Annotated in this window: 17 protein-coding genes; 7 read left to right on the plus strand and 10 right to left on the minus strand. The window is 61.7% G+C overall.

The genetic code is table 11. The features are described from left to right. Positions 1–57: 57 nt before the first annotated feature. Entirely contained in the window at positions 58–297 is a 240-nt protein-coding gene (locus tag CK489_RS19615) for a ChaB family protein (protein WP_094194365.1), read from the minus strand. A 5-nt stretch (positions 298–302) separates the two neighbouring features. Beyond that, a complete protein-coding gene (locus tag CK489_RS19620) occupies positions 303–719 on the minus strand; it encodes a DUF3775 domain-containing protein (RefSeq protein WP_095733723.1) in 417 nt (138 codons plus the stop codon). Positions 720–899: 180 nt separating this feature from the next. On the opposite strand from CK489_RS19620, the gene CK489_RS19625 reads away from it, so the two are divergent. Further along, on the plus strand, positions 900–1,355 hold the full coding sequence (locus CK489_RS19625) for a baeRF12 domain-containing protein (protein ID WP_050631646.1): 456 nt from the start codon (positions 900–902) through the stop codon (positions 1,353–1,355). A 264-nt stretch (positions 1,356–1,619) separates the two neighbouring features. Here the strand turns inward: CK489_RS19625 and ppsA are convergent, their stop codons facing one another. Then, positions 1,620–4,031, minus strand: coding sequence for a phosphoenolpyruvate synthase (gene ppsA, locus CK489_RS19630; RefSeq protein WP_095733724.1), 2,412 nt, complete (start codon positions 4,029–4,031; stop codon positions 1,620–1,622). A 134-nt stretch (positions 4,032–4,165) separates the two neighbouring features. Between ppsA and CK489_RS19635 the strand changes: the two genes are divergently transcribed. After that, positions 4,166–5,302, plus strand: a complete 1,137-nt coding sequence (locus tag CK489_RS19635) for an SbmA/BacA-like family transporter (RefSeq protein ID WP_095733366.1) — start codon at positions 4,166–4,168, stop codon at positions 5,300–5,302. Here the strand turns inward: CK489_RS19635 and CK489_RS19640 are convergent. The 4 genes from CK489_RS19640 to CK489_RS19655 all read right to left on the minus strand — a co-directional run bounded on the left by CK489_RS19640 (position 5,286) and on the right by CK489_RS19655 (position 9,743). Then, positions 5,286–6,224 (minus strand): 1-phosphofructokinase family hexose kinase, encoded by a 939-nt coding sequence (locus CK489_RS19640; RefSeq protein ID WP_095733367.1) that lies wholly within the window; start codon positions 6,222–6,224, stop codon positions 5,286–5,288. The two genes, CK489_RS19635 and CK489_RS19640, sit on opposite strands and share 17 nt — an antisense overlap. Next, complete coding sequence (locus CK489_RS19645; protein WP_095733368.1) at positions 6,221–7,564, minus strand: GH1 family beta-glucosidase; 1,344 nt, start codon at positions 7,562–7,564, stop codon at positions 6,221–6,223. Before CK489_RS19645 ends, CK489_RS19640 begins: the two co-directional genes overlap by 4 nt. A gap of 13 nt (positions 7,565–7,577) precedes the next feature. After that, positions 7,578–9,203 (minus strand): chaperonin GroEL, encoded by a 1,626-nt coding sequence (gene groL, locus CK489_RS19650; RefSeq protein WP_095733369.1) that lies wholly within the window; start codon positions 9,201–9,203, stop codon positions 7,578–7,580. Between the two features lie 177 nt (positions 9,204–9,380). Continuing rightward, complete coding sequence (locus CK489_RS19655) at positions 9,381–9,743, minus strand: hypothetical protein (RefSeq protein ID WP_349626935.1); 363 nt, start codon at positions 9,741–9,743, stop codon at positions 9,381–9,383. Positions 9,744–11,077: 1,334 nt separating this feature from the next. Here CK489_RS19655 and CK489_RS41775 point away from each other — a divergent pair. Then, positions 11,078–11,233: a hypothetical protein gene (locus tag CK489_RS41775; RefSeq protein WP_198960962.1), complete on the plus strand. Its 156-nt coding sequence runs from the start codon at positions 11,078–11,080 to the stop codon at positions 11,231–11,233. Positions 11,234–11,727: 494 nt separating this feature from the next. Here CK489_RS41775 and CK489_RS19660 read toward each other — a convergent pair whose 3' ends face one another. Next, a complete protein-coding gene (locus CK489_RS19660) occupies positions 11,728–11,958 on the minus strand; it encodes a hypothetical protein (protein ID WP_095733370.1) in 231 nt (76 codons plus the stop codon). Positions 11,959–12,191: 233 nt separating this feature from the next. Between CK489_RS19660 and CK489_RS19665 the strand changes: the two genes are divergently transcribed. The 3 genes from CK489_RS19665 (at position 12,192) to pucL (ending at position 14,581) form a co-directional block, all read left to right on the plus strand. Continuing rightward, on the plus strand, positions 12,192–12,476 hold the full coding sequence (locus tag CK489_RS19665) for a hypothetical protein (RefSeq protein ID WP_095733371.1): 285 nt from the start codon (positions 12,192–12,194) through the stop codon (positions 12,474–12,476). A 146-nt stretch (positions 12,477–12,622) separates the two neighbouring features. Beyond that, positions 12,623–13,507 (plus strand): 2-oxo-4-hydroxy-4-carboxy-5-ureidoimidazoline decarboxylase, encoded by an 885-nt coding sequence (gene uraD / locus CK489_RS19670; protein ID WP_502694127.1) that lies wholly within the window; start codon positions 12,623–12,625, stop codon positions 13,505–13,507. Positions 13,508–13,738: 231 nt separating this feature from the next. Then, positions 13,739–14,581 carry a factor-independent urate hydroxylase gene (gene pucL / locus CK489_RS19675; RefSeq protein WP_050631636.1) on the plus strand — a complete coding sequence of 281 codons (843 nt, stop codon included), beginning with the start codon at positions 13,739–13,741 and terminating at the stop codon, positions 14,579–14,581. Positions 14,582–14,635: 54 nt separating this feature from the next. On the opposite strand, the gene CK489_RS19680 is transcribed toward pucL, so the two are convergent. Both CK489_RS19680 and CK489_RS19685 read right to left on the minus strand, forming a co-directional pair. Continuing rightward, positions 14,636–17,359, minus strand: a complete 2,724-nt coding sequence (locus CK489_RS19680; protein WP_095733372.1) for a molybdopterin-dependent oxidoreductase — start codon at positions 17,357–17,359, stop codon at positions 14,636–14,638. Positions 17,360–17,372: 13 nt separating this feature from the next. Next, a complete protein-coding gene (locus CK489_RS19685; protein ID WP_095733373.1) occupies positions 17,373–18,194 on the minus strand; it encodes an FAD binding domain-containing protein in 822 nt (273 codons plus the stop codon). 134 nt (positions 18,195–18,328) lie between these two features. On the opposite strand from CK489_RS19685, the gene CK489_RS19690 reads away from it, so the two are divergent. Then, the gene (locus CK489_RS19690; RefSeq protein WP_095733374.1) at positions 18,329–19,678 is read left to right on the plus strand and encodes an 8-oxoguanine deaminase; all 1,350 of its coding nucleotides are present in this window, start codon (positions 18,329–18,331) and stop codon (positions 19,676–19,678) included. Positions 19,679–19,722: the final 44 nt, after the last annotated feature.

Below are 19,722 nucleotides of genomic sequence, written 5' to 3' on the forward strand. Positions count from 1 at the left end.
GTTTCCCGATTGGGAGGGCATTTTCTCAATCAGCAGGAAGGGCCGTACTGATATGCATCATGAGTGCCTGCCGTGCGCCTGGTGCGCGCCTTGTCGCGACACCCATTCATCATCGAGTTTGATGTAGGACCGCTTGACCGCCGCCCATGCGGTGCGATGTGCAATCTCTTCTTGTCGCAAGTCATCAGCGTGCGCCGCAAAAGCATGGTTGAAAGCTTCGCGATAAATGTCTTGGGCGTGCGGAGGCAGGCGGTGTTGGACCGGCGCAGGAAGATCCGCGTTCGATCGATAGGGCATGATGACTAGACCGGCTGTTCGAACTCTTCGATGGAATGACCGAATTGGGACAGCGCCTCTTCCAGATAATCGCCGAGCAGCGGTATTCCCAAAAGATACCGGGCCGTTCGTTTGTTGTGCGCGCGGGCCGCCTCAGCGCGAAGTTCGTCCCAGTCATCGAGACTGCCGTCGCCGCGTCCGAGCCAGGCAAGTGCGACCAGGTCGATCTGCTCGTCCTCGTTCAGCCCGCGAATGAGGGCCACGAGCTCGGTCTGGACGGGGTCGTCAGCGTGATCCTCGAGAACGGAAATCATCGAGTCGTCACATGCGTTCGATCCGGAGTCGGGATCCGTCACGGGGCCCTTGGTATCGAATTGGCGAGCCTTGGTGAGGACCGCAGCCACCTTTTCCGAAGAAATGGTCAGATCAGGAATTGTACTCATGACGAACCTCCTGAGACACACAATAAAAGTGCCTGCGGGTGGTTCCTTTGATGAAAATCAAGCTTCGTGCCGGCAGATAAGCTTACAGACATCCATCGCTCGTAGGAGCATGTCCAAGGGCTCCTCGGTGGCACCGTTCTGACGCGCGTTCGGAGAGCGCAGAGGCGAAGGATCTTCATCATGAACAAACCAGCAATCCCACACAACACGATCGTCCTTGTCGGCGATGGCCGCAAGGCTCTGTTTCTGCGCAACGAGGGTGATGAGAAGTTTCTGAACCTTAAGCTCGAGCAGGTATTTGAGGACGAGAATCCGCCAACGCACGTGCAGGGCAGCGAGGGACCGGGGCGAGTCAGCAAGGCGATGCATTCCGGCCAGAGGAGTGCGGTCGAAGCGGTCGATTGGCATGATCTGGAGAAGCATCAGTTTGCGCGCAAGATGGCCGCTGCCCTCGAGCAGTTGGTTCGGCAGCGCAAGACCAAGGCGGTCGTCGTGGTGGCGCCTCCTCGGGCCTTGGCGGATCTTCGTGGGGCCCTCCATGACGATGTGAAGGATTGCCTCGTGGCCGAATTGCACAAGGACCTTACGAAGCATCCGGTCGCCGAAATCGAGAAGCATTTGACCGAGAACTTGTAACGTTCCCGTGGCATGGATCCGCAAGGAAGCAAGCGTAAATCCCAGGGGGCAAGTATGTGAGCTGTGCCAGCGCGCCTGCGACGGCAATGTCTCCAGCGAAACCGATGCTGAAGGCAGCAGCCCTGCGCGCTGCGTTCAGTGCGAGATGGTCGCCGCACGGAGACCCCTATCGGGACAGATCCGGAATTTGCCCTCGTAACCGTGCTGGACGTCGATCAACGTCTCGAGTGCCGGTTCGTGCGAGCGCCAGCCAAGGCATAGCCTTCACCCCACACGGCGAAGCGTCTCCTGTTCGGCTTCACGTACGATATTGATCGTGCGCAGGACGCTCGATGGATTGACGCTGATCGAATCGATTCCGAGTTCAGCCAGGAATCGAGCGATCTCGGGGTAGTTTGCCGGCGCTTCGCCGCAAATGCCGATGTGACGCCGATTACGTTTCGCGCCTGCGACGGCGAGGCGAAGTATTTCGAGCATGCCGGGATCGCGCTCGTCGAAGTCGAAAGCGACAATGTCGGAATCGCGATCCACGCCGAGCGTGAGTTGCGTGAGGTCGTTGGAGCCGATCGAGAATCCGTCGAACAGCCTGGCGAACTGGTCGATCAGGATGACGTTGTTCGGGATCTCGCACATCATGTAGATCTCGAGTCCCTTGTCGCCCTGCTTCAAGCCGTGCTCATCCATGGCCTGGATCACGCGGCGGGCTTCATCCACGCGGCGGCAGAATGGGATCATGATCTTCAGATTGGTCAGGCCCATGTCCTCGCGGACGCGTTTGAGCGCAGTGCACTCCAAGGCAAAACCCGGTGCGTAGGCTGGGTGGGCGTAGCGCGCGGCACCGCGAAAGCCGAGCATTGGATTCTCTTCCTTCGGCTCGAAGTCGGCTCCTGCCGTCAAATTCGCGTATTCATTGGTCTTGAAGTCTGACAGCCGGATGATGACGGGGCGGGGGTAAAAGGCCCCTGCGATCAGGCCAACGCCCTCGGACAGCCGCTCGACGAAGAAATCGGACGGTGTGGCGTAAAGCCGCGTAAGCTGTTTGATGCTCTGCCGATCCTTTGCGGATTTGACTTTGTCCGGACAGGCCAATGCCATCGGATGCACGCCGATGTGCTCGTTGATGATGAACTCCATTCGGGCAAGACCAACGCCGGAGCTGGGCAGCATGCCCGTCTTCAACGCGATCTCCGGGTTGCCGAGATTGACCATGATCTCGGTCTTTGGCGCTTTCAGCGCATCTGTCACCACCTGTTCGACCTCGAATCGCAATGCTCCCTCGTAGACGTGACCGATGTCGCCTTCACCGCAGGAAACCGTGACCGTCGCGCCGTTCTTGACTTTGCGACTGAAGTTCTCGGTTCCGACAACTGCCGGTACCCCCAGTTCGCGGGCGACAATGGCGGCATGACAGGTCCGGCCGCCGTGATCTGTGACGATAGCGGCCGCGAGCTTCATCACAGGCTCCCAATCGGGACTGGTCGATGGTGCGACGAGCACTTCTCCCGGCTTGAAGGCGCGCAAATCCCGCTTGGTGGCGACCAAACGAATGTCGCCCGTTGCGATCTTCTCGCCGACAGCGCGTCCGCGCGCCAATTCGCGGCCGCTGGACTTCAGGGTGTAACTGTTCAGCGCTGCGGGGCTCTTGCGGGACGCAACGGTCTCGGGTCGGGCCTGGATGATGTAGAGCTCACCGTTCTTTCCGTCCTTTGCCCACTCGATGTCCATCGGCATTGGCATGGCCGCTTTCACCGAGTAGTGATCTTCGACGGCGATCGCGTAGCCGGCGAGCTTGAGAACATCCTGGTCGGAGATGCAGAAGCGTCGTCGTTCGGTCGCGGACGTGCGCACATTGCGCGTCGTCGCATGGCCGCGCCCGTACACCATTCTCTTGTCCTTGGCACCCAGGTGACGGGACAGGACCGCGCGGGAGCCTGTCTTGAAGGTCGGCTTGTGGACGTAAAACTCGTCCGGTTCGACCGAGCCCTGGACGATGTTTTCGCCAAGTCCATAGGCACCGGTTACAAAGACGACGTCGCGAAACCCGGATTCCGTGTCCAATGTGAACATCACGCCGCTGGCGGCGAGATCGGATCGCACCATCTTCATCACTGCCACCGAGAGCGCGACCTTGAAATGGTCAAAGCCGTTGTCGATGCGATACGAGATCGCGCGGTCGGTGAAGAGGGAGGCAAAGCAGCGGCGGCACGCATCGAACAGCTCGCTTGGTCCGCGTATGTTGAGGAAGCTGTCATGCTGACCGGCGAAGCTCGCCGTTGGCAAATCCTCTGCGGTTGCCGAACTGCGCACCGCGACTGCAAGGTTTCGGCCGTATTCGTCTTGAAGCCTGCTGTAGCCCGTACTTACTTGAGCGCGCAGATCGTCCCGATCGGTCGCGGCGTACACGATCGCTCGGGCCGCAGCGGCGCGCCGCGCAAGGTCGGCAATCTTGCGCTTGTCCAGGCCGGAAAGCAGCTTGCGCAATTCCTCAGCTGCTCCACTCTCTGTCAGGGCATCTCGATAGGCGGCGGCGGTGATTGCAAACCCGTTTGGTACCCTTACGCCCTGGCTTGTGAGAACCGAATAGAGCTCGCCGAGCGACGCGGTCTTGCCGCCGACTGAGGGCACATCGTTGAGGCCAATCTCACCGAACCATCGGATGTAGCTGGAGCTAGTCATCGGGTTCTCCCGCAATGCAGCATGCATGCGCCTCATGGCAACCGAAGTTGCGATTGGCAGTGTGCGGGATTGGCCCCGTCAGGCCTTGCGAAAGATCAATTGAGAGGCAGCGATGATCCGTATCCTTCAATCAAATGATCCTCGATCAGAGCCTCGGCGAGCCATCCAAGGAGTGGTCCCGCTTCTGGGAAAGCGCATCAGCCTTCTGGCGCGGCCCGTCCGCGCGGCAGGTTTGGCTGCTCTGCGCCTGCCTGGTGGTTATCGTTGTCCTGCAGCTCTACACGCAGTTCCTGTTCAACTACTGGAATCGTGATTTCTTCGATGCGCTGGAAGCAAGGGATGCGCACCGTCTCCAGACGCAGGCGGTTCGGTTGATCCCACTCTGTCTGGCGAGTATCGCGCTCGCCGTCACCTCGGTTTGGGGACGCATGACAGTTCAACGCAGATGGCGCGAGTGGCTAAGCCTGCACTTGATCAGTTACTGGGTCGAGAACGACCGATATGCTCGCCTGGCACAAGTTCAAGTCGAGCAGCAGATTCCCGAATATCGGATTGCGGAGGACGCCCGCATTGCAACGGATGCACCGATCGATTTCGCGCTCGGATTGGTTTCGTCGCTCCTCACGGCAATCATCTTCCTTCAGGTGCTCTGGAGCGTCGGAGGGAGCATCAATTTCACCGTCTACGGCCACGGCGTGTGGATTCCGGGATATCTCGTCGTAGGTGTCGTCGTCTATTCGAGCATTGCGACGAGCGCAATGCTCGTTGTCGGATCGCCCCTGCCAGGAGTCATTCAGCTCAAGAACCAGAGCGAGGCGGAGTTGATTACAGCGGCGCATCTGCTCAGAGACATCGGGGAAGGAATAACGTCCAGGGAGCAAGAAGCCAGCGTGAAACGTGCGCTCGGAGAGGGGCTTCAGAATGCGCTGACCCGGTGGCGCCACTTATGCTGGCAGTTGATGCGCACGACCCTGGTCTCGCAGGGCAATTCGCTGCTGGCGCCGGTCATGGGTCTCGTTTTGTGCGCACCCAAATTCCTGGCGGGCGCCATGACCCTTGGCGAACTAACCCAAGCGGCCGCGGCATTCACCCTTGTGCAGGGGTCGTTCAACTGGCTCGTCGACAACTACGGCAGGGTCGCCGATTGGGACTCCTCGCTTGAGCGCGTTGGAGGGCTGCTGTTGGCGCTCGATCAGCTCGACCACGCAACGCCGACGGAAAAAGCGGCTGAGCCGGCTATTCCGGCGGCGACCCTCACGACACTTCCGTGACGACAAGGTCGGCGAGCCGGTTAACATCATCAGGCCGGCACAATTCCGTGCCTTCATTGAGAAGGGCGGCGGCCCCGGCGGCCATTGCCCAGCGGAAGCAGTCGCGAAGGTCGGCGTCAGCAGCTAGCCGCCATATCAGGGCGCCAAGAAAGCTATCGCCGGCGCCTACCGCACTACGAGGGGTTATGGGCAGCGGCTGCGCGCGCAGAACGCGGTCATTGGTGACAAGTGCCGCGCCCAGATGCCCCATCGTCAGTGCAACAACCTTGGCTTGCCGCTCATTCACGACATCTTTGGCTGCGGCTATCCACTCGTTGACGTCCGCGGGCTGGTATCCGATGAGATCCCGCATCTCCCGCAGATTCGGCTTGATGACGTCGACTCCCGCTGAAACTGCAGCGGAAAGCGCAGGGCCGGATGTGTCGACAACTGTTCTCGCCCCACGTCGTTTGGACAGGGCAATGACCCTTGCGTAGAAATCGTCGGGCGCTCCTTCGGGAAGGCTCCCGCTCGCGACGACGAAATCGGGAAACGGGTCCAGGCTCGAGAGTAGATCGAGGCAAGCGGACCATTCATGTTCGGCGAGTTGCGGACCGGCCAGGATGAACCGGTATTGCTGGCCGGTACTGGCTTCCGCGACGAAGAAATCCTCGCGCGTGTTGCCCGCGATGCGGACGGTCTTGCTTGCGACGCCTTCCTTTTCGACGAGCTTGGTGAGCAGTTCGCCGATGGGGCCGCCTGCTGGATATATCGCGCTGACCGACCCGCCCAGCCGGTGGATGACGCGGGCAACGTTGATACCGCCGCCGCCTGGGTCGTGCCGTTGCGATTTTGCGCGCAGCTTGAAGATGGGGCGGATCGTGTCAACTGTAATGGCGACGTCTACAGCAGGATTGACGGTCAAGGTTACGATGTCGCTCATGCCAATGCCGCTGATTCCACGCCACCTCGAGCGTCTTGCGAGCGATGGGCCGCCACCAGGTCGGAATACCAGTGAGCTGATGCTTTGAGCGTCCGGCGTTGCGTGACGTAATCGACGTGGACGAGGCCAAAGCGTTGGGAGTAGCCGGCCGTCCACTCGAAATTGTCGAGAAGTGACCAGACGAAATAGCCGCGCACATCGGCTCCTGCCGTGATCGCCTCCTGCATTGCCTTGATGTACGCCTGCAGGTAAGCGATCCGCTCAGAGTCATGCACGGTGCCTGAACGGTCGAATCGATCATCGGCGGCGGTGCCGTTTTCGAGCACATAGATGGGCAGGCGGAAACGCTTGCCGACGTCGATGATAGTATCGCGAAACGCGTTCGGAACGATCGGCCAACCGATGGCAGTTCGAGGGATATCGACAGGAGGCGCACCGAATGTGGCGCCAAGCAGGTTGGAGTCGGCCTTGATGTAGTGCGGTGAATAGTGATTCAAGCCAAACCAGTCGACCGGCTTTGCGATCGCTGCCATGTCACCGGGTTGCTGAAATGGCTCCATGAGTTTGGCGAGAAGGGGAGGGTAGGACGCGAAGTGCTGGGGAAAGGGAAACGCGTCGTTCCAATAGTTCGCGAATTTCAGGGCGGCTGCCTCATCGGCGGGATTCGGGGTAGCCGGATAGCACGGCTGGCGATTGTGAATCGCTCCCAGTGAAGCTCCCTTGACCAGGTCGCGAAGCACTCCGACGGCAGCGCCGTGGCTCAGATTGACGTGATGAATCGCCTTATGCAGCGCATCGGCGTCGGCGATGCCGGGAGCATGCCAACCCAATCCGTATCCGAACAGGGTGAAGACGCAGGGTTCGTTGAACGTGGCATATCGCTTGACGCGATCGCCGTAGCGCTTCCCAACCAGTGCCGCATAGTCGGCGAACCAGCCGACAATGTCCCTGGCCTGCCAACCTCCGAGTTCGTGAAGTGCTTGCGGCAGGTCCCAATGATACAGGCAGATCCAGGGCTCGATGCCTGCAGAGAGAAGTCCGTCGATCAATCGATCGTAGAAAGCCAGTCCAGGTTCGTTGCACAGGCCGCGTCCGCCCGGCTGGACGCGGGGCCATGATATCGAAAAACGGTAGGCACCAACTCCCATATCGCGCATGAGGGCGATGTCTTCGCGGAAGCGGTGATAGTGATCGCAGGCCAAATCGCCGGTATCACCGTTCTTGACCTTGCCCGGCTGGCGGCAAAACCTGTCCCAGATGCTCTCGCCCCGTCCGTCGACGCGCGCTCCGCCTTCGATTTGAAAGCTGGAGGTCGAAACGCCCCAGACGAAATCGGACATCGGGCAGCTCCAATCAAAAGGCCATCTCTGGATCAGGGCGCCGCTCCAGTTTCGGCTCCGGAATTTCCGTCATGGTGGCTTCCGTGAGAAGGAGCACACTTGCTACGGAAACGGCATTTTCGAGCGCGATCCGCACCACCTTGACAGGATCCACGATGCCGGCCGCGACGAGGTCGACATAGGTTTTGCGAGCGGCGTCAAAGCCCGTGTTGTCCTGGCCGGCCATCATCCGCGCGACGACAACTCCACCGTCCGCGGCCGAGTTCTCGGCGATCTGGCGGGCCGGCGCCTCAAGGGCCCGCTTGAGAATCTGAACGCCAGTTCTTTCGTCGCCCTCGCAGCGCTCCTCTTCCCTGCCCACCTTTTCGATGCAGCGCAGGAGGGCCAGTCCGCCGCCGGGTACAATGCCCTCGGCAACTGCCGCCTTGGTCGAACTGATGGCATCGTCCAGCGCTTCCTTCTTGGCCTTCATTTCGGCTTCCGTCGGGGCGCCGACACGAATGACCGCAACGCCACCGGACAGCTTGGCCAAACGCTCCTGGAGCTTCTCGCGATCGTAGTCGCTGGTGGTCTTCTCGATCTCGCGACGGATCTGCTGTATCCGACCCTCAATGCGGGCCTTCTCACCGCCACCCCCGATGAGCGTCGTATTTTCCCGGTCGGCAACCACGCGGGTTGTGCGGCCCAGTTGTTGAAGGCCGGCGCTTTCGAGCTTCAACCCGAGTTCCTCGGAAATGACCTGCGCCCCGGTCAGGACGGCAATGTCCTCCAGCATCGCCTTTCGACGATCACCAAAGCCTGGCGCCTTGACGGCGCAGCCCTTCAACACCCCCCGAAGCTGGTTGACGATCAGGGTAGCCAGGGCCTCACCCTCGATGTCCTCGGCAATGACGAGGAGCGGACGTCCTGACTTCACAACCTGTTCCAGCAGCGCAACGACATCCTGCAGCGCGCCGATCTTGTGATCGCAAAGCAAAACCACCGGATCCTCGAGTACGGCCTCCATTCGGTCGGCGTCGGTCACGAAATAGGGCGACAGAAAACCGCGGTCGAACTTCATGCCCTCGACGACTTCGAGCAAGGTCTCCGTGGTCTTGGACTCCTCGACAGAAATAACGCCGTCGTCGCCGACCTTCTCCAGCGCTTCGGCGACGAGCGCGCCGATCGATGGGTCATTGTGAGCCGAAATCGTTGCGACCTGCGCCTTCTCCGCCTGAGTCTTGACTGGTCGAGCCATTGCACGCAGCGCGTCGATCGCAGCATGCGACGCGCGATCCAGACCGCGCTTGAGGTCGATCGCACTCGCCCCTGCAACGACGTTGCGGACGCCGTCCGCTAGAATGGCATGAGCCAGGATCGTCGAGGTACTGGTTCCATCGCCAACCACGTCCCCGGTTCGCTCAGCGGCTTGCCTGAGCACCTGCGCACCGAGATTCTCTTCCGGATCCTTTAGATTGAATTCCTTCGCAATGGTCACGCCGTCATTGCACACGACCGGCGGTCCCCAGCTCTTCTGGATCAACACGGATTTGGACTTGGGGCCCAGCGTTACCCGCACAGCGTCGGCGAGCAGAGTGGCGCCGTGCAGTACCTTCTCACGCGCAGCCGAATGAAACAGGACCTGCTTATGGGGGGGCATTGGTTGGTCTCCAGAGGCTTGATTTGAAAGGATATGCCTCGCGAAAACCCCGGTACTTGATCTTGCTCAAGACGAGGTTCGGCCCGGAGATCACGCTTGCCCTGTCGCAAGAATGAGAAAGATCAGACCGCTGTCGCCAGAGAGTTGGGGCCAAGAGCAGTATGCGCGAGGCCGGTGTTAACGCCTCACGTCGGCCTTTCCTTGGGGCGCAAACAACTGATTGGCGGGCAAGAACCGGTCGGTTGGCAGTCTCACGACGACGAAGCCGCGTTCCATCGAGCTATGACACGCATTGCAGCCATCGGTGAGTCCTTTCATAGAGCCAGCGAACTTGCGGCTATCCTTTGCTGCAATCGCATCTGAGACTGAGAGCAGTGGCGCCATCATTGTCGTCACGTTGTCTACAGGAATGCCTGGATAGAGCACAGCAGCCTCGGCGATGCTGTCGGTCAACTGGCGCAATTCATATGCAGCCAGATCCCAATTCTTGTCCTTGCCGGCCAACCAGAGCTTCAGATGCTGGAGCTGCGCCGCGCTCATGATCTCGACCAAACGGGGGGCATACTTTCTTGCGGTGGGAGAGGGTGAGAAGTCCGATTGGGCTACTGCGGAGGTAACCGCGCCCGAGAGCGCTAGGGCCGCACACCAGTTCCGTAATTTCATCTGAGGATCCCTCGTTGACGGGCGCCAAACTAACGAAGGTCGCGGCCCGACATCTTGCGCTGGATCAAGCTCTGAGGTGCTTGGCCCCTGTACCTCGTTGCCGCTGCAGGCATTGCTCTGGTCGGTTGAGCCGCTTTGGGCACGCCGAAGCCGACCCATCCCGATGCCGTTAGCCGTGTGTCAGCCACCTCTATTGAGAGCAACTAGCAACTGCATCGCGCCGACCGTTGATGAAGCATGGAAATGGAAGAGGCCGCCGATAAGGCGGCCTCTTTCGGGTGACTGCTAGCAAGGGGTCGCCCCAACAGCCGCCCTAGTTGCGCGCTCCAAATCCGGGTTCCCGCACGGCAAACCCATTCGCAACCGAACGAACCCTTATGGTTCCTTCCATCTCGTTCGTTGCGCTACATCAAATAATCGTAGCGCCACGGGACGCTGCATCGGCGCAATTCAACGTTGCCGCGGGCATAGCGAAAAGATGCGGCCCGTTAGCGCCATCCATCGGCATCAACGCGCGACGGCTCAGACGAGCCCCAAGGCGACGAAAACCCCGATCTCGATCAGCATGACCATGCCTGTGATCGTGATCACAAGGCACACATCACCCAATGTCGGAACTTGCATGGCCCACCTCCCGATCTTGCAAGTTCTGGAAGGCTAAAGCCGAGCATGAGCGGAGGTGCTGACGTGGATCAATCCGAGCAGAGCCAAACGGGATGGCAGACGGCCGCTCGAAGCCGCGCGGCCAAAGCCGAGCAGCGCACGCACAGAGGAAAAAGGGCGTGAGGGACTGCAGCGCCTTGGCCTCAACCCATGGGGCATCTTTGCGGACCCGCTTTGACCCACGTACAAACTCCGAGCGTAGTCGCCCGGATAGCACGCACAGAAAAAATCCGGCAGAAGGGGAATGCATTTCATCCCCGAGACAATACTGGCGTTCACCCGGCGGTCTTCATTGGCTGCCGGGTTTTTGCTTTCAGCTGCATCGAATTGCAGGCGCATCTACCTTACGTATTTTCCCGAACGTATTCGACCGGAATAGCGCTCCCGGCAAAAAGCGAGCAGAAGGCAACGCTAGAAGAAGCAGACCAAGGCGCAGATGGTCCACCAGTATGGACGCGATGCCATAAGCGGTCGTCCAGGCCCCGACAACGCACTCCTACTGCACCTCTGGACGTCTTAGGAACGCGGGTTCTTCGAGGAACGCTCCAATGATCATCAACATTCAGAAGCTTAATGGCCTTTGGCACCTCGTCGTCGGGTCGTGCAAAATCCAAACTCCGTTCCTGGAGACCCAGCAGCGAGAGCGGGTCGTCGCGTACGCCAGGCGAATCTACCCTGGCGCCAAGATTTTCGAACGCGACTGACGCCTCACAGCGCGCGCTGTTGTGCTCTTGCATGTGAGGGGAGATCGCTGCTCGTCTTCTGACCTCCGGACCACACACGGTGACCGCGATCAGCCGCGCACGGTCTAGTGGCGCTCGCGCGGAATCGATCGCTCCTCCATTCATCGCCAGATTCTTCGCTTCGGCATCACCGTGCCGCCGAAAGTCCGGTTTGCGCCGCAAGCGAACAATTTTGATTCCTCAGTTTGGAGGTTCGATCTCTCCCGCCAAACCATATTCAACATATTGATTTTACTGAAATAATCGATACGATGCGACGCGCGTCTCGGCGGGGATCGGTTTGCCCAACGCGCTGCTGATCACGTCGCCGTATCTCCCGGCGCTGCTCGCCGTTGGCGGCCCGGTCGGACGGCAGATGGCGCCAGCCACCCCGGGGGAGTCCTACCTGCGTTGAGGGTCCCCAGAGATAGCCGGCGACATTGTGAGCCGACGTAGCCGCAACTTTGGTGCTGGCGTCAGCGCCCAGCCGGGGCCGAATAGCCGCCCCGATAATAGCTCGACAGTCCGGCGTACGCTTCAGGCGTCGGCCGCGGCCAAGCCGCGTAGGCGTCGATGGTGCGCGCCGGGGTCTGGACGCTGGCATTCCGGTCCGGCTTGGCGGGATGACGTTCGGCTGCCGTCGCGGGCCCAACCAATGCCGCGCCGACGAGAATCGAGCCGAGTGCGATGAGGAATAGCCTGGACAATGTCTCTCTCCCTTTGGCGATTTGGTGCACCGACGTGATGCGCATTGCCTGCGAACCACGTCGTTGAGCCGCTTATCTATCGCTCGCATGAGCCAGTCGCGATGGCGGCAGGGGTCACGAAGTAGCGAGCAAATTTCTTGGTCACGACCAAATAATCGGCACTGGCGGGTCGGTGTTGTCGTGGACTTTGCCGGTTCGGTCCGGTTCAATGCACGGATGTTCGAGAGCCGCCCATGAACAAGGTCCTGCCGATCCTGCTGTTGCTGGGGTCGCCCGCCCTGGCGCAGACCAAGCCGACGACCATCAAACCGGCCGCAAGGCCCGCGCCGCCGGCTGTCGACGCGTGCGCTCCGATTGGTCGTACCGCGAAGGGTGAACTGGTCTACTCGCTGAAGTGCGACAACTTACCCGCACTCGCACCGGCTGCGCCGCAGGCGGAAGCGCCGGCGGCCGCTCCAGCCGCGGAACCCGAAGTCCGCCGCAGCGGAGTGTTCGGCTGGTCCTACGACCGCCGTTAGATGAGCCTCTGCCGGCGACGCGGCGCGGATGGAATAGTCCTTGCTTTCAGATCGTCCTTGCGTCCCCGGTGTCACATGGATTGTTTGGAGGAAGTTCGGTCATTGCGAAGTTCGGTGCCGAATATGCAGCCACAATTGGATCGCTGATGTCCAATGCGCTTGTCGAGTTGAACGCCTGCAGCCGCGACGAGTTTGTCGCGGCGCTCGCCAATATCTTTGAGCATTCACCGTGGATCGTCGAACAGGCGGCGGCCAGGCGGCCGTTCGCTGGCCTCGGCGACCTGTTCGCCGCGATGAGAGCGGCCGTCGACCAAGCGCCGGCCGACCTGCGGATGGCGCTGATCAAGGCGCACCCCGACCTCGCCGACAAGACCCAGCGTGCCCTGGGGCTGACTGCGGAGTCCGGTGCCGAACAGAACAGTGTTGGTCTCGACTGCCTGTCGGATGCTGAATATGAGGCGTTCGAGCGCGTCAACACCGCGTATCGCTCGAAATTCGGCTTTCCATACATCGTCTGCGTGCGTCGGCACACCAAGGACTCGATCCTGCACGACTTCGAACGGCGTCTGCCGAACGACCTTGTGACGGAAACGCAAACCTCGATCGACGAAATCTGCCGGATCGCGGCGTTGCGGCTGGACCAGTCGGTGACCGGCAGCGATCGTCTTGCAGTGACCGGCCGCCTGTCGACACACGTGCTCGATACCAACAGCGGCAAGCCGGCTGCGGGCGTCGCTCTCGAATTGGTTGAATTGGCCGAACTCGGCGCCAACCGGGTGGTGATGCGTACGACGACCAATACGGATGGTCGAACCGATGCGCCGCTGATTGGCGGACGCCCCGTGCCGATCGGAAGATACGAACTCACATTCAGCGTCGGCGAATATTTTGCCGCGCGCGGTGTGCCGTTGTCGGATCCTCCTTTTCTCGATCGCATCACCCTGCGCTTCGCCGTGAGCGAGCCGGAAGGTCATCTGCATGTACCACTCCTGGTGACGCCGTGGAGCTACGCGACATACCGGGGAAGCTGATCCCCGCCTGCCACGGCGGGAACGATCGGTCGCCGCGTCGGCAGGCGAGGAATGGGCAATATCTCGCCAACGGCGGAGTTTCGGCGCTCAGGCGGCCCCTTCGTCTCGTGTGGCCTGGGCAGCCCTCGACGAGACGACGGCAGTGCCAGCTTGCCTCTGGCACGAACGTTGCTCCTTATCCAGAACCCGAGTTAGCATCCGTAACGATCGCCAGCCTGTTGGAGCCGAAACGTGCCGCTGATCATGAACCGATATGGGAAGGGCCGCGTCCGCGTGATGCGCGTTCATCGCGACGGTGACCGGAATGAGGTCAGCCAACTCAACATCAAGGCCATGCTCGAAGGCGATTTCGCCCGCACCTTCACGGATGCCGACAACTCTTCGACGGTGTCGACCGACACGATCAAGAACATTGTGAACGTGGTCGCACGGGAGAATACCGGGTTGAGCCCGGAAGAGTTCTGCCAGGTCCTGGCGCAGAAATACCTCGATACGTATCCGCAGGTCTCCTCGGCGTCGATCACCTCGCACGAGACCAAATGGAGCCGGCTGAGCTTCGACGGCAAGCCGCATCCGCACAGTTTCGTGCTCGACGGCAATGGCAAGCCGACCGTGGACGTCGCCGTGACTCGGGGCGGTCCAATGGTGATGTCGTCCGGCATCGACAACTTTGCCTTCATGAAGTCGACGCAGTCCGGCTGGGAGAATTACGTCAGGGACCGCTATACGACGATTCCGCCAACCAACGATCGGATCTGCGCGACCAGCATGGTGGCAACCTGGAAATGGTCGGGAAAGCCGGCGAGCTACCCCGCGACCAATGCCAGGATTCTCGATACCGTGCTCGAGGTGTTTGCCACGACCTATAGCTGGAGCGTGCAGGACAGCCTCTACCGGATGGGCGAGGCGGCGCTCGCAGCGGTGCCGGAGATTTCGGAGATCAGCATGGCCTGCCCGAACATGCACTTCATCCCGATGAACCTCTCCGCCTTCGGACTGGACAACAACAACCAGGTCTTTCTGCCCACCGACGAGCCGCATGGCCAGATCGAGTGCACCGTGGCCAGGGGATAGGTGAAGGCCTGGCCCGGTTTGTCGGGCATTGGCCGGCTTCGGTCCTCGCAGGTCTCAGCCAAACTTTTGATTGAGCGCCGGAAACAGCTTGTCGGGCTTGAACGGCGTGTTGGTGATGCGAATGCCGATGGCGTTGGCGATGGCATTGCCGAGCGCCGCGGTGACCGGGTTATAGGGGCTCTCGCTCATCGATTTCGCGCCCATCGGGCCGATTGCGTCCGACGTCTCGGCGAAATAGACCTCGGTGCGCGGCACATCGGCGAACGACGGCAGATGGTAGTCACGGAACGTCGGGTTGATCACCCTGCCGCCATCGTCGATGAGCAGCTCCTCATAAAGCGCGGCGCCGAGTGATTGCGCGACGCCGCCCTCGATCTGGCCGCGGCATTGCATCGGATTGGCGACGCGGCCGGCATCGGCGGCCTGTACGCTCTTCAGGATGCGGACCTCTCCCGTACCCTTGTTCACGGCGACCCGAAAGCCCTGCACATTGAACGCGACCGAGCGCGGCGTGCCGGCCGAATTGCCGCTGGCTTGCAGCACGCGCCCCTTTGCCCTTGCGGCCGATGCAAGCTCTGAGAACGACCGGCGTTCGCTCCCGCAGATCGCGGTCTCATTCTCGACGATGCATGACGAGGCGGCAGCGTTGCTCAACTCCGCCGCCAAGGCCTTGATGCCATCGGCTAGTTGCTCTGCCGCCGCTTGCGTCGCGCGGCCGGCCACGAAGGTGCCCGCGCTGCCATAGGCCCCGGTGTCGTGGCCCCCCAGCGCGGTGTCGGACTGCCGCAGGCTGATGCGATCGACGGTCGTCGCCAGCGCCGTCGCGGCGATCTGTCGATGCACGGTGCTGGTGCCGTTGCCGAATTCGGCGGTCCCCACCGTCAGCTCGAATCCGCCGTCGTCTCGGAGCGTGATCGTCGAATCGGAGAGATGCCCGGCCGGCGGCACGGTGTCGATCATGGTGAGCGCGATGCCGTCACCGATCAGCCAGTCCTCGGAAAGCCCGTAGTCGGGGCGTTCCGCGGACATTGCGCGCTCGACCAGATCGAGGCATTGGTCGAGCCCGTAGGAGCCGTAGAACACGTCATGGTATTGCGATGGCGGCGGCGACAGCATGGCATCGCCGGGCTTCACGATATTGCGTCGGCGGATCTCGAACGGGTCGATGCCGAGCTGTCTTGCCAATTCGTCGATGGCGGCCTCGACGGCAAACAGCGTCTGCGGCAAGCCATAGCCGCGGAAGGCGCCGGCCGGCACCGTGTTGGTATAGGCCGCGATCGCATCGACCTTCTTGTTCGGACAGTTATAGACACTGATGCATTCGCTGACGGCGTGGAACAGCACGGGCCCGGCATGGTTGCCATAAGCGCCGGTATTGGAGAGCACGTCGAGCTGCAGCGCCGTCAGCTTGCCGTCGCTGTCGGCGCCGGCCTTGACAGTGACGCGCATCGGATGCCGGGTCGAGGTCGCGATGAACTGTTCCTCGCGGGTAAATTCGAGCTTGACCGGCTGGCCGGTTGCAATCGCGGCGAGCGCCAGAATGTCTTCAACGAACATTTCCTGCTTGCCGCCGAAGCCTCCGCCGACGCGCTCGCAGAACACCCGTACCTTGTCGAGCGGGAGATCGAAGATCTGCGCCAGCGATCTTCGGACCAGGAAAGGCACCTGGGTGCTGGAGCGGACATTCAGCAGGCCGCCGGCATCGATCCAGGCAAGTCCGCCGTGGGTTTCCAGGGCGGCGTGCTGGACCCGCTGAGTGGTGAACGTGCCTTCATAGGTCGCGGCTGAACTTACGAGCGCGCTGGCAACATCGCCGAATTCGCCGTGCTTTTCGGCGACCACATTGCGGGCTGCGTTGCTGACACGATGGGTTTCGGCGGTTTTGTCGCCGTGGATCACCGGCGCACCCGGCGCGATCGCCAGCGCCGGGTCCGTGACCGCCGGCAAAATGTCGTAATCGACCTTGAGCCGGCGGCAACCTTCCTCGGCCGCCGCCTCGGTCTCAGCCACCACAGCCGCGACCTTCTGCCCTATGAAACGCACCGTGTCGTCGAGCACGCGGGTGTCGTCCGGATCCATCCAATCCCTTTCGTGCCGCGCGGTCGAAAACAGGATTTTGGGTGCGTCCTCATGCGTCAGGACGGCATGTACGCCTGGCACCGCCAGCGCCGCAGTCTTGTCGATCCCGATGATCCTCGCGTGCGGATGCGGCGAGCGCAGCAGCTTGATGTGCAGCAACCGGTCAAGCGCGATATCGAACGTGTAGGGAGCCGCCCCCCGTACCACGAGCGGTCCGGCCGGTGCGGGCAGACTGCGCCCGAAGGCGTCACCGGCGGCGGCTTCTTCAACATTTGTCGTTCCGTCCATCGCGTCCTGGATCGAGCGATAGCCGGTGCAACGGCAGATGTTGCCCTTCAGCGCAACACCAAGCTCCTGCCGTTGGGCCTGATTGAGCGAAGCGCAGGTCAGGATCATGCCGGCGGTGCAGAAGCCGCATTGAAACCCCTGGGCATCCAGGAACGCGCGTTGCAGCGGATGCGCGCCGCTCTCTGACCCGAGGCCCTCGATTGTTGTGACGGCGTGCCCTTCGGCGCGGAACGCCGGGATCACGCAGCTATGCACCGGCTCGCCGTCCAGCAGGACGGTGCAGGCGCCGCAATCGCCGGCGTCGCAGCCCTTCTTGACACCGAATTGTCCGCGCTCTCGCAGAAACGTACGCAAGCATTGGCCAGGGCCGGGCGTCTGCGCAAACCTCTTGCCGTTGACATCGATGCTCATGCGACACCAGCGATCATGAGCCAATCGCGAGTTCGCTGCGGATCTCTTCGGCCAGACGCAAGGTCATATGCTTGCGCCAGAGCGGCTCGCCGTGAACATCGTCATGGTACATGGAGTCCGGAACTTGCTGCAGGATGGCTGCGCGAAGCGCATCTCGTACGGGCAAGTCCGCAAAGGAGAGCTTGATCGGCCGCACAGTCGAGGCGGTGACGGTCAGCGACAGTGCGCCGTCGCTATCCAGAGTTCCGATCAGAAGCGCGGCCGAGCGGCCGACCGGCGTCAGCGAGATCTGACGGAAGACCGAGCGTCGCCGTAACGCGGTCAGGGGAATATCGATCTGCCGCAAGAGATCGCCACTGGCCAGCAGATTTCGCTGGTTGCCGACGACGAAATCCGCCACTGGAATTTGATGTTCACTGCCGTTTGCGCGCCAGATCGTGCAGACGCCATCGAGCGCCGAAGCCAGTGAGATCATCGGCCCCGCCGGCAGCGACATGCAGATATTGCCGCCGACGGTCGCCGTCTTCCATATCTTGAAGGACGCAAGGAAGGCACGGCAGCACTGGCCGATCAGCGGGGCCGCAATCCAGTCAGGCGCGCAGGCGAGAGCGTCGAGTTGCGCCACAGTGCAGGTCGCCGCGATGCTGAGGTGCTTTTCACTTACGGTCAAGGCAGGCCACTTCAGGTCGGTCAGGTCGATCAGGCGGTTCAAATGGACTTGCGGTTCGGAAAACAGCCATGTTCCGCCCGCAAGCCATGCATCGCCTGCTGCCCAAACGGGCAATTGTGCGCGGGTCTGTGGGCGCGCGATCTCTCTGATCGTGTTCAGGTCCATGGCGATGTCAGCGCTTTCTCCGGGTTGTGTCCCTCGGATGATCCTTGCAGGCAGTCTTGCAAGACTGACGCCAATTGTGGGCCGATCCTTGCATCTCTGGGCTTTGCCCGGCAGTCGGGTATGATGTTGGGATCATGGCTCAAACGCAACCAATCTGGATCAAGGATCCGCTTTCCATCCTGGCGAAGGGCGCCGAACGCGGCGTTGTGGTCCGGGATGGCAAGATCGTCGAACTGATCGGTCGCGGCCGCGAAGCAGCGGCCTCCAACGCGGTTATCTTTGACGCCGGCGCCCATGTCGTGCTGCCTGGCCTGATCAACACCCATCACCATTTCTACCAGACTTTGACCCGCGCCCTTCCGGCTGCGCTCGATCGCGAGCTGTTTCCGTGGCTTCAGGCGCTCTATCCGGTGTGGTCGCGGCTGACGCCGGCCTCGCTGCAGCTCGGCGTCACGGTAGCGATGTCGGAATTGCTGCTCTCGGGCTGCACGACGACGACCGATCATCACTACGTGTTTCCTGCGGGGCTGGAAGACGCGGTCGACATCGAGGTCGAGGTGGCCCGGCGTCTCGGCATGCGCGTGCTGCTGACGCGCGGCTCGATGAATCTCTCGCAGCGCGACGGCGGCTTGCCGCCCGACAGCGTGGTGCAGGACGAAGACACCATCCTCGCCGACAGCGAACGCGTCGTCTCCCGGTATCACCAGCGCGGCGAGGATGCCATGGTACAGATCGCGCTGGCGCCGTGCTCGCCGTTCTCGGTGACGACGTCGCTGATGCGCAAGACCGCCGAGCTCGCCCACAGGCTCGAGGTTCGTCTGCACACTCATCTCGCCGAGACCGAGGACGAGAACAGATTCTGCGAGGAGATGTATCGCTGTCGTCCGCTGGACTATCTCGAACAGTGCGGCTGGCTCAACTCTCGCACCTGGCTTGCCCACGGCATTCATTTCACCGCCGAAGAGATGGTGCGGCTCGGTCGGGCGGGGACGACAATCAGCCATTGCGCATGCAGCAACCAGGTCCTGGCGTCGGGCTGCTGCCCGGTTTGCGAGATGGAAGAGGCCGGTGTTGGAATTGGGCTTGGCGTCGACGGCTCCGCCTCCAACGACGGGTCCAATCTGATGCAGGAGGTGCGCGCTGCATTCCTGGTTCAGCGGGCGCGCTATGGCGTCAATCGAGTCAGCCACATCGATGCGCTGCGATGGGCGACGCAGGGCTCGGCAACTTGCGTCGGGCGCCCCGAACTCGGCGAAATTGCGGTCGGCAAGGCGGCCGATCTCGCGCTGTTCGAGCTTGACGAGCTGCGCTTCTCCGGTCGCGGTGACCCTCTTGCCGCGCTCGTCCTGTGCGGCGCGCACCGCGCTGATCGCGTCATGGTCGGTGGCCGTTGGACCGTCATCGACGGAGCGATCCCGGGTCTCGACGTCGCCGATCTGATCCGCCGCCACAGCGCGACCGCGCGGGCCATGCACGCCGGTTAGGTTTCGGGCGAGCACCGGGAGGCGCAATCGCCCAAGGTGCCCTC

The organism is Bradyrhizobium sp. UFLA03-84, from assembly GCF_002289535.1.
Classification (GTDB): Bacteria; Pseudomonadota; Alphaproteobacteria; order Rhizobiales; family Xanthobacteraceae; genus Bradyrhizobium; species Bradyrhizobium viridifuturi.

Bases quoted from the DNA above. Each gene is read 5' to 3' on its own strand.
- CK489_RS19625 (WP_050631646.1), top strand. From the start codon at position 900: ATGAACAAACCAGCAATCCCACACAACACGATCGTCCTTGTCGGCGAT.
- groL (WP_095733369.1), bottom strand. From the start codon at position 9,203: ATGCCCCCCCATAAGCAGGTCCTGTTTCATTCGGCTGCGCGTGAGAAG.
- CK489_RS19665 (WP_095733371.1), top strand. From the start codon at position 12,192: ATGAACAAGGTCCTGCCGATCCTGCTGTTGCTGGGGTCGCCCGCCCTG.
- CK489_RS19635 (WP_095733366.1), top strand. From the start codon at position 4,166: ATGATCCTCGATCAGAGCCTCGGCGAGCCATCCAAGGAGTGGTCCCGC.
- CK489_RS19655 (WP_349626935.1), bottom strand. From the start codon at position 9,743: ATGAGCGCGGCGCAGCTCCAGCATCTGAAGCTCTGGTTGGCCGGCAAG.
- CK489_RS19680 (WP_095733372.1), bottom strand. From the start codon at position 17,359: ATGAGCATCGATGTCAACGGCAAGAGGTTTGCGCAGACGCCCGGCCCT.
- CK489_RS19640 (WP_095733367.1), bottom strand. From the start codon at position 6,224: ATGAGCGACATCGTAACCTTGACCGTCAATCCTGCTGTAGACGTCGCC.
- CK489_RS41775 (WP_198960962.1), top strand. From the start codon at position 11,078: ATGATCATCAACATTCAGAAGCTTAATGGCCTTTGGCACCTCGTCGTC.
- CK489_RS19685 (WP_095733373.1), bottom strand. From the start codon at position 18,194: ATGGACCTGAACACGATCAGAGAGATCGCGCGCCCACAGACCCGCGCA.
- uraD (WP_502694127.1), top strand. From the start codon at position 12,623: ATGTCCAATGCGCTTGTCGAGTTGAACGCCTGCAGCCGCGACGAGTTT.
- CK489_RS19615 (WP_094194365.1), bottom strand. From the start codon at position 297: ATGCCCTATCGATCGAACGCGGATCTTCCTGCGCCGGTCCAACACCGC.
- CK489_RS19620 (WP_095733723.1), bottom strand. From the start codon at position 719: ATGAGTACAATTCCTGATCTGACCATTTCTTCGGAAAAGGTGGCTGCG.
- CK489_RS19645 (WP_095733368.1), bottom strand. From the start codon at position 7,564: ATGTCCGATTTCGTCTGGGGCGTTTCGACCTCCAGCTTTCAAATCGAA.
- CK489_RS19690 (WP_095733374.1), top strand. From the start codon at position 18,329: ATGGCTCAAACGCAACCAATCTGGATCAAGGATCCGCTTTCCATCCTG.
- ppsA (WP_095733724.1), bottom strand. From the start codon at position 4,031: ATGACTAGCTCCAGCTACATCCGATGGTTCGGTGAGATTGGCCTCAAC.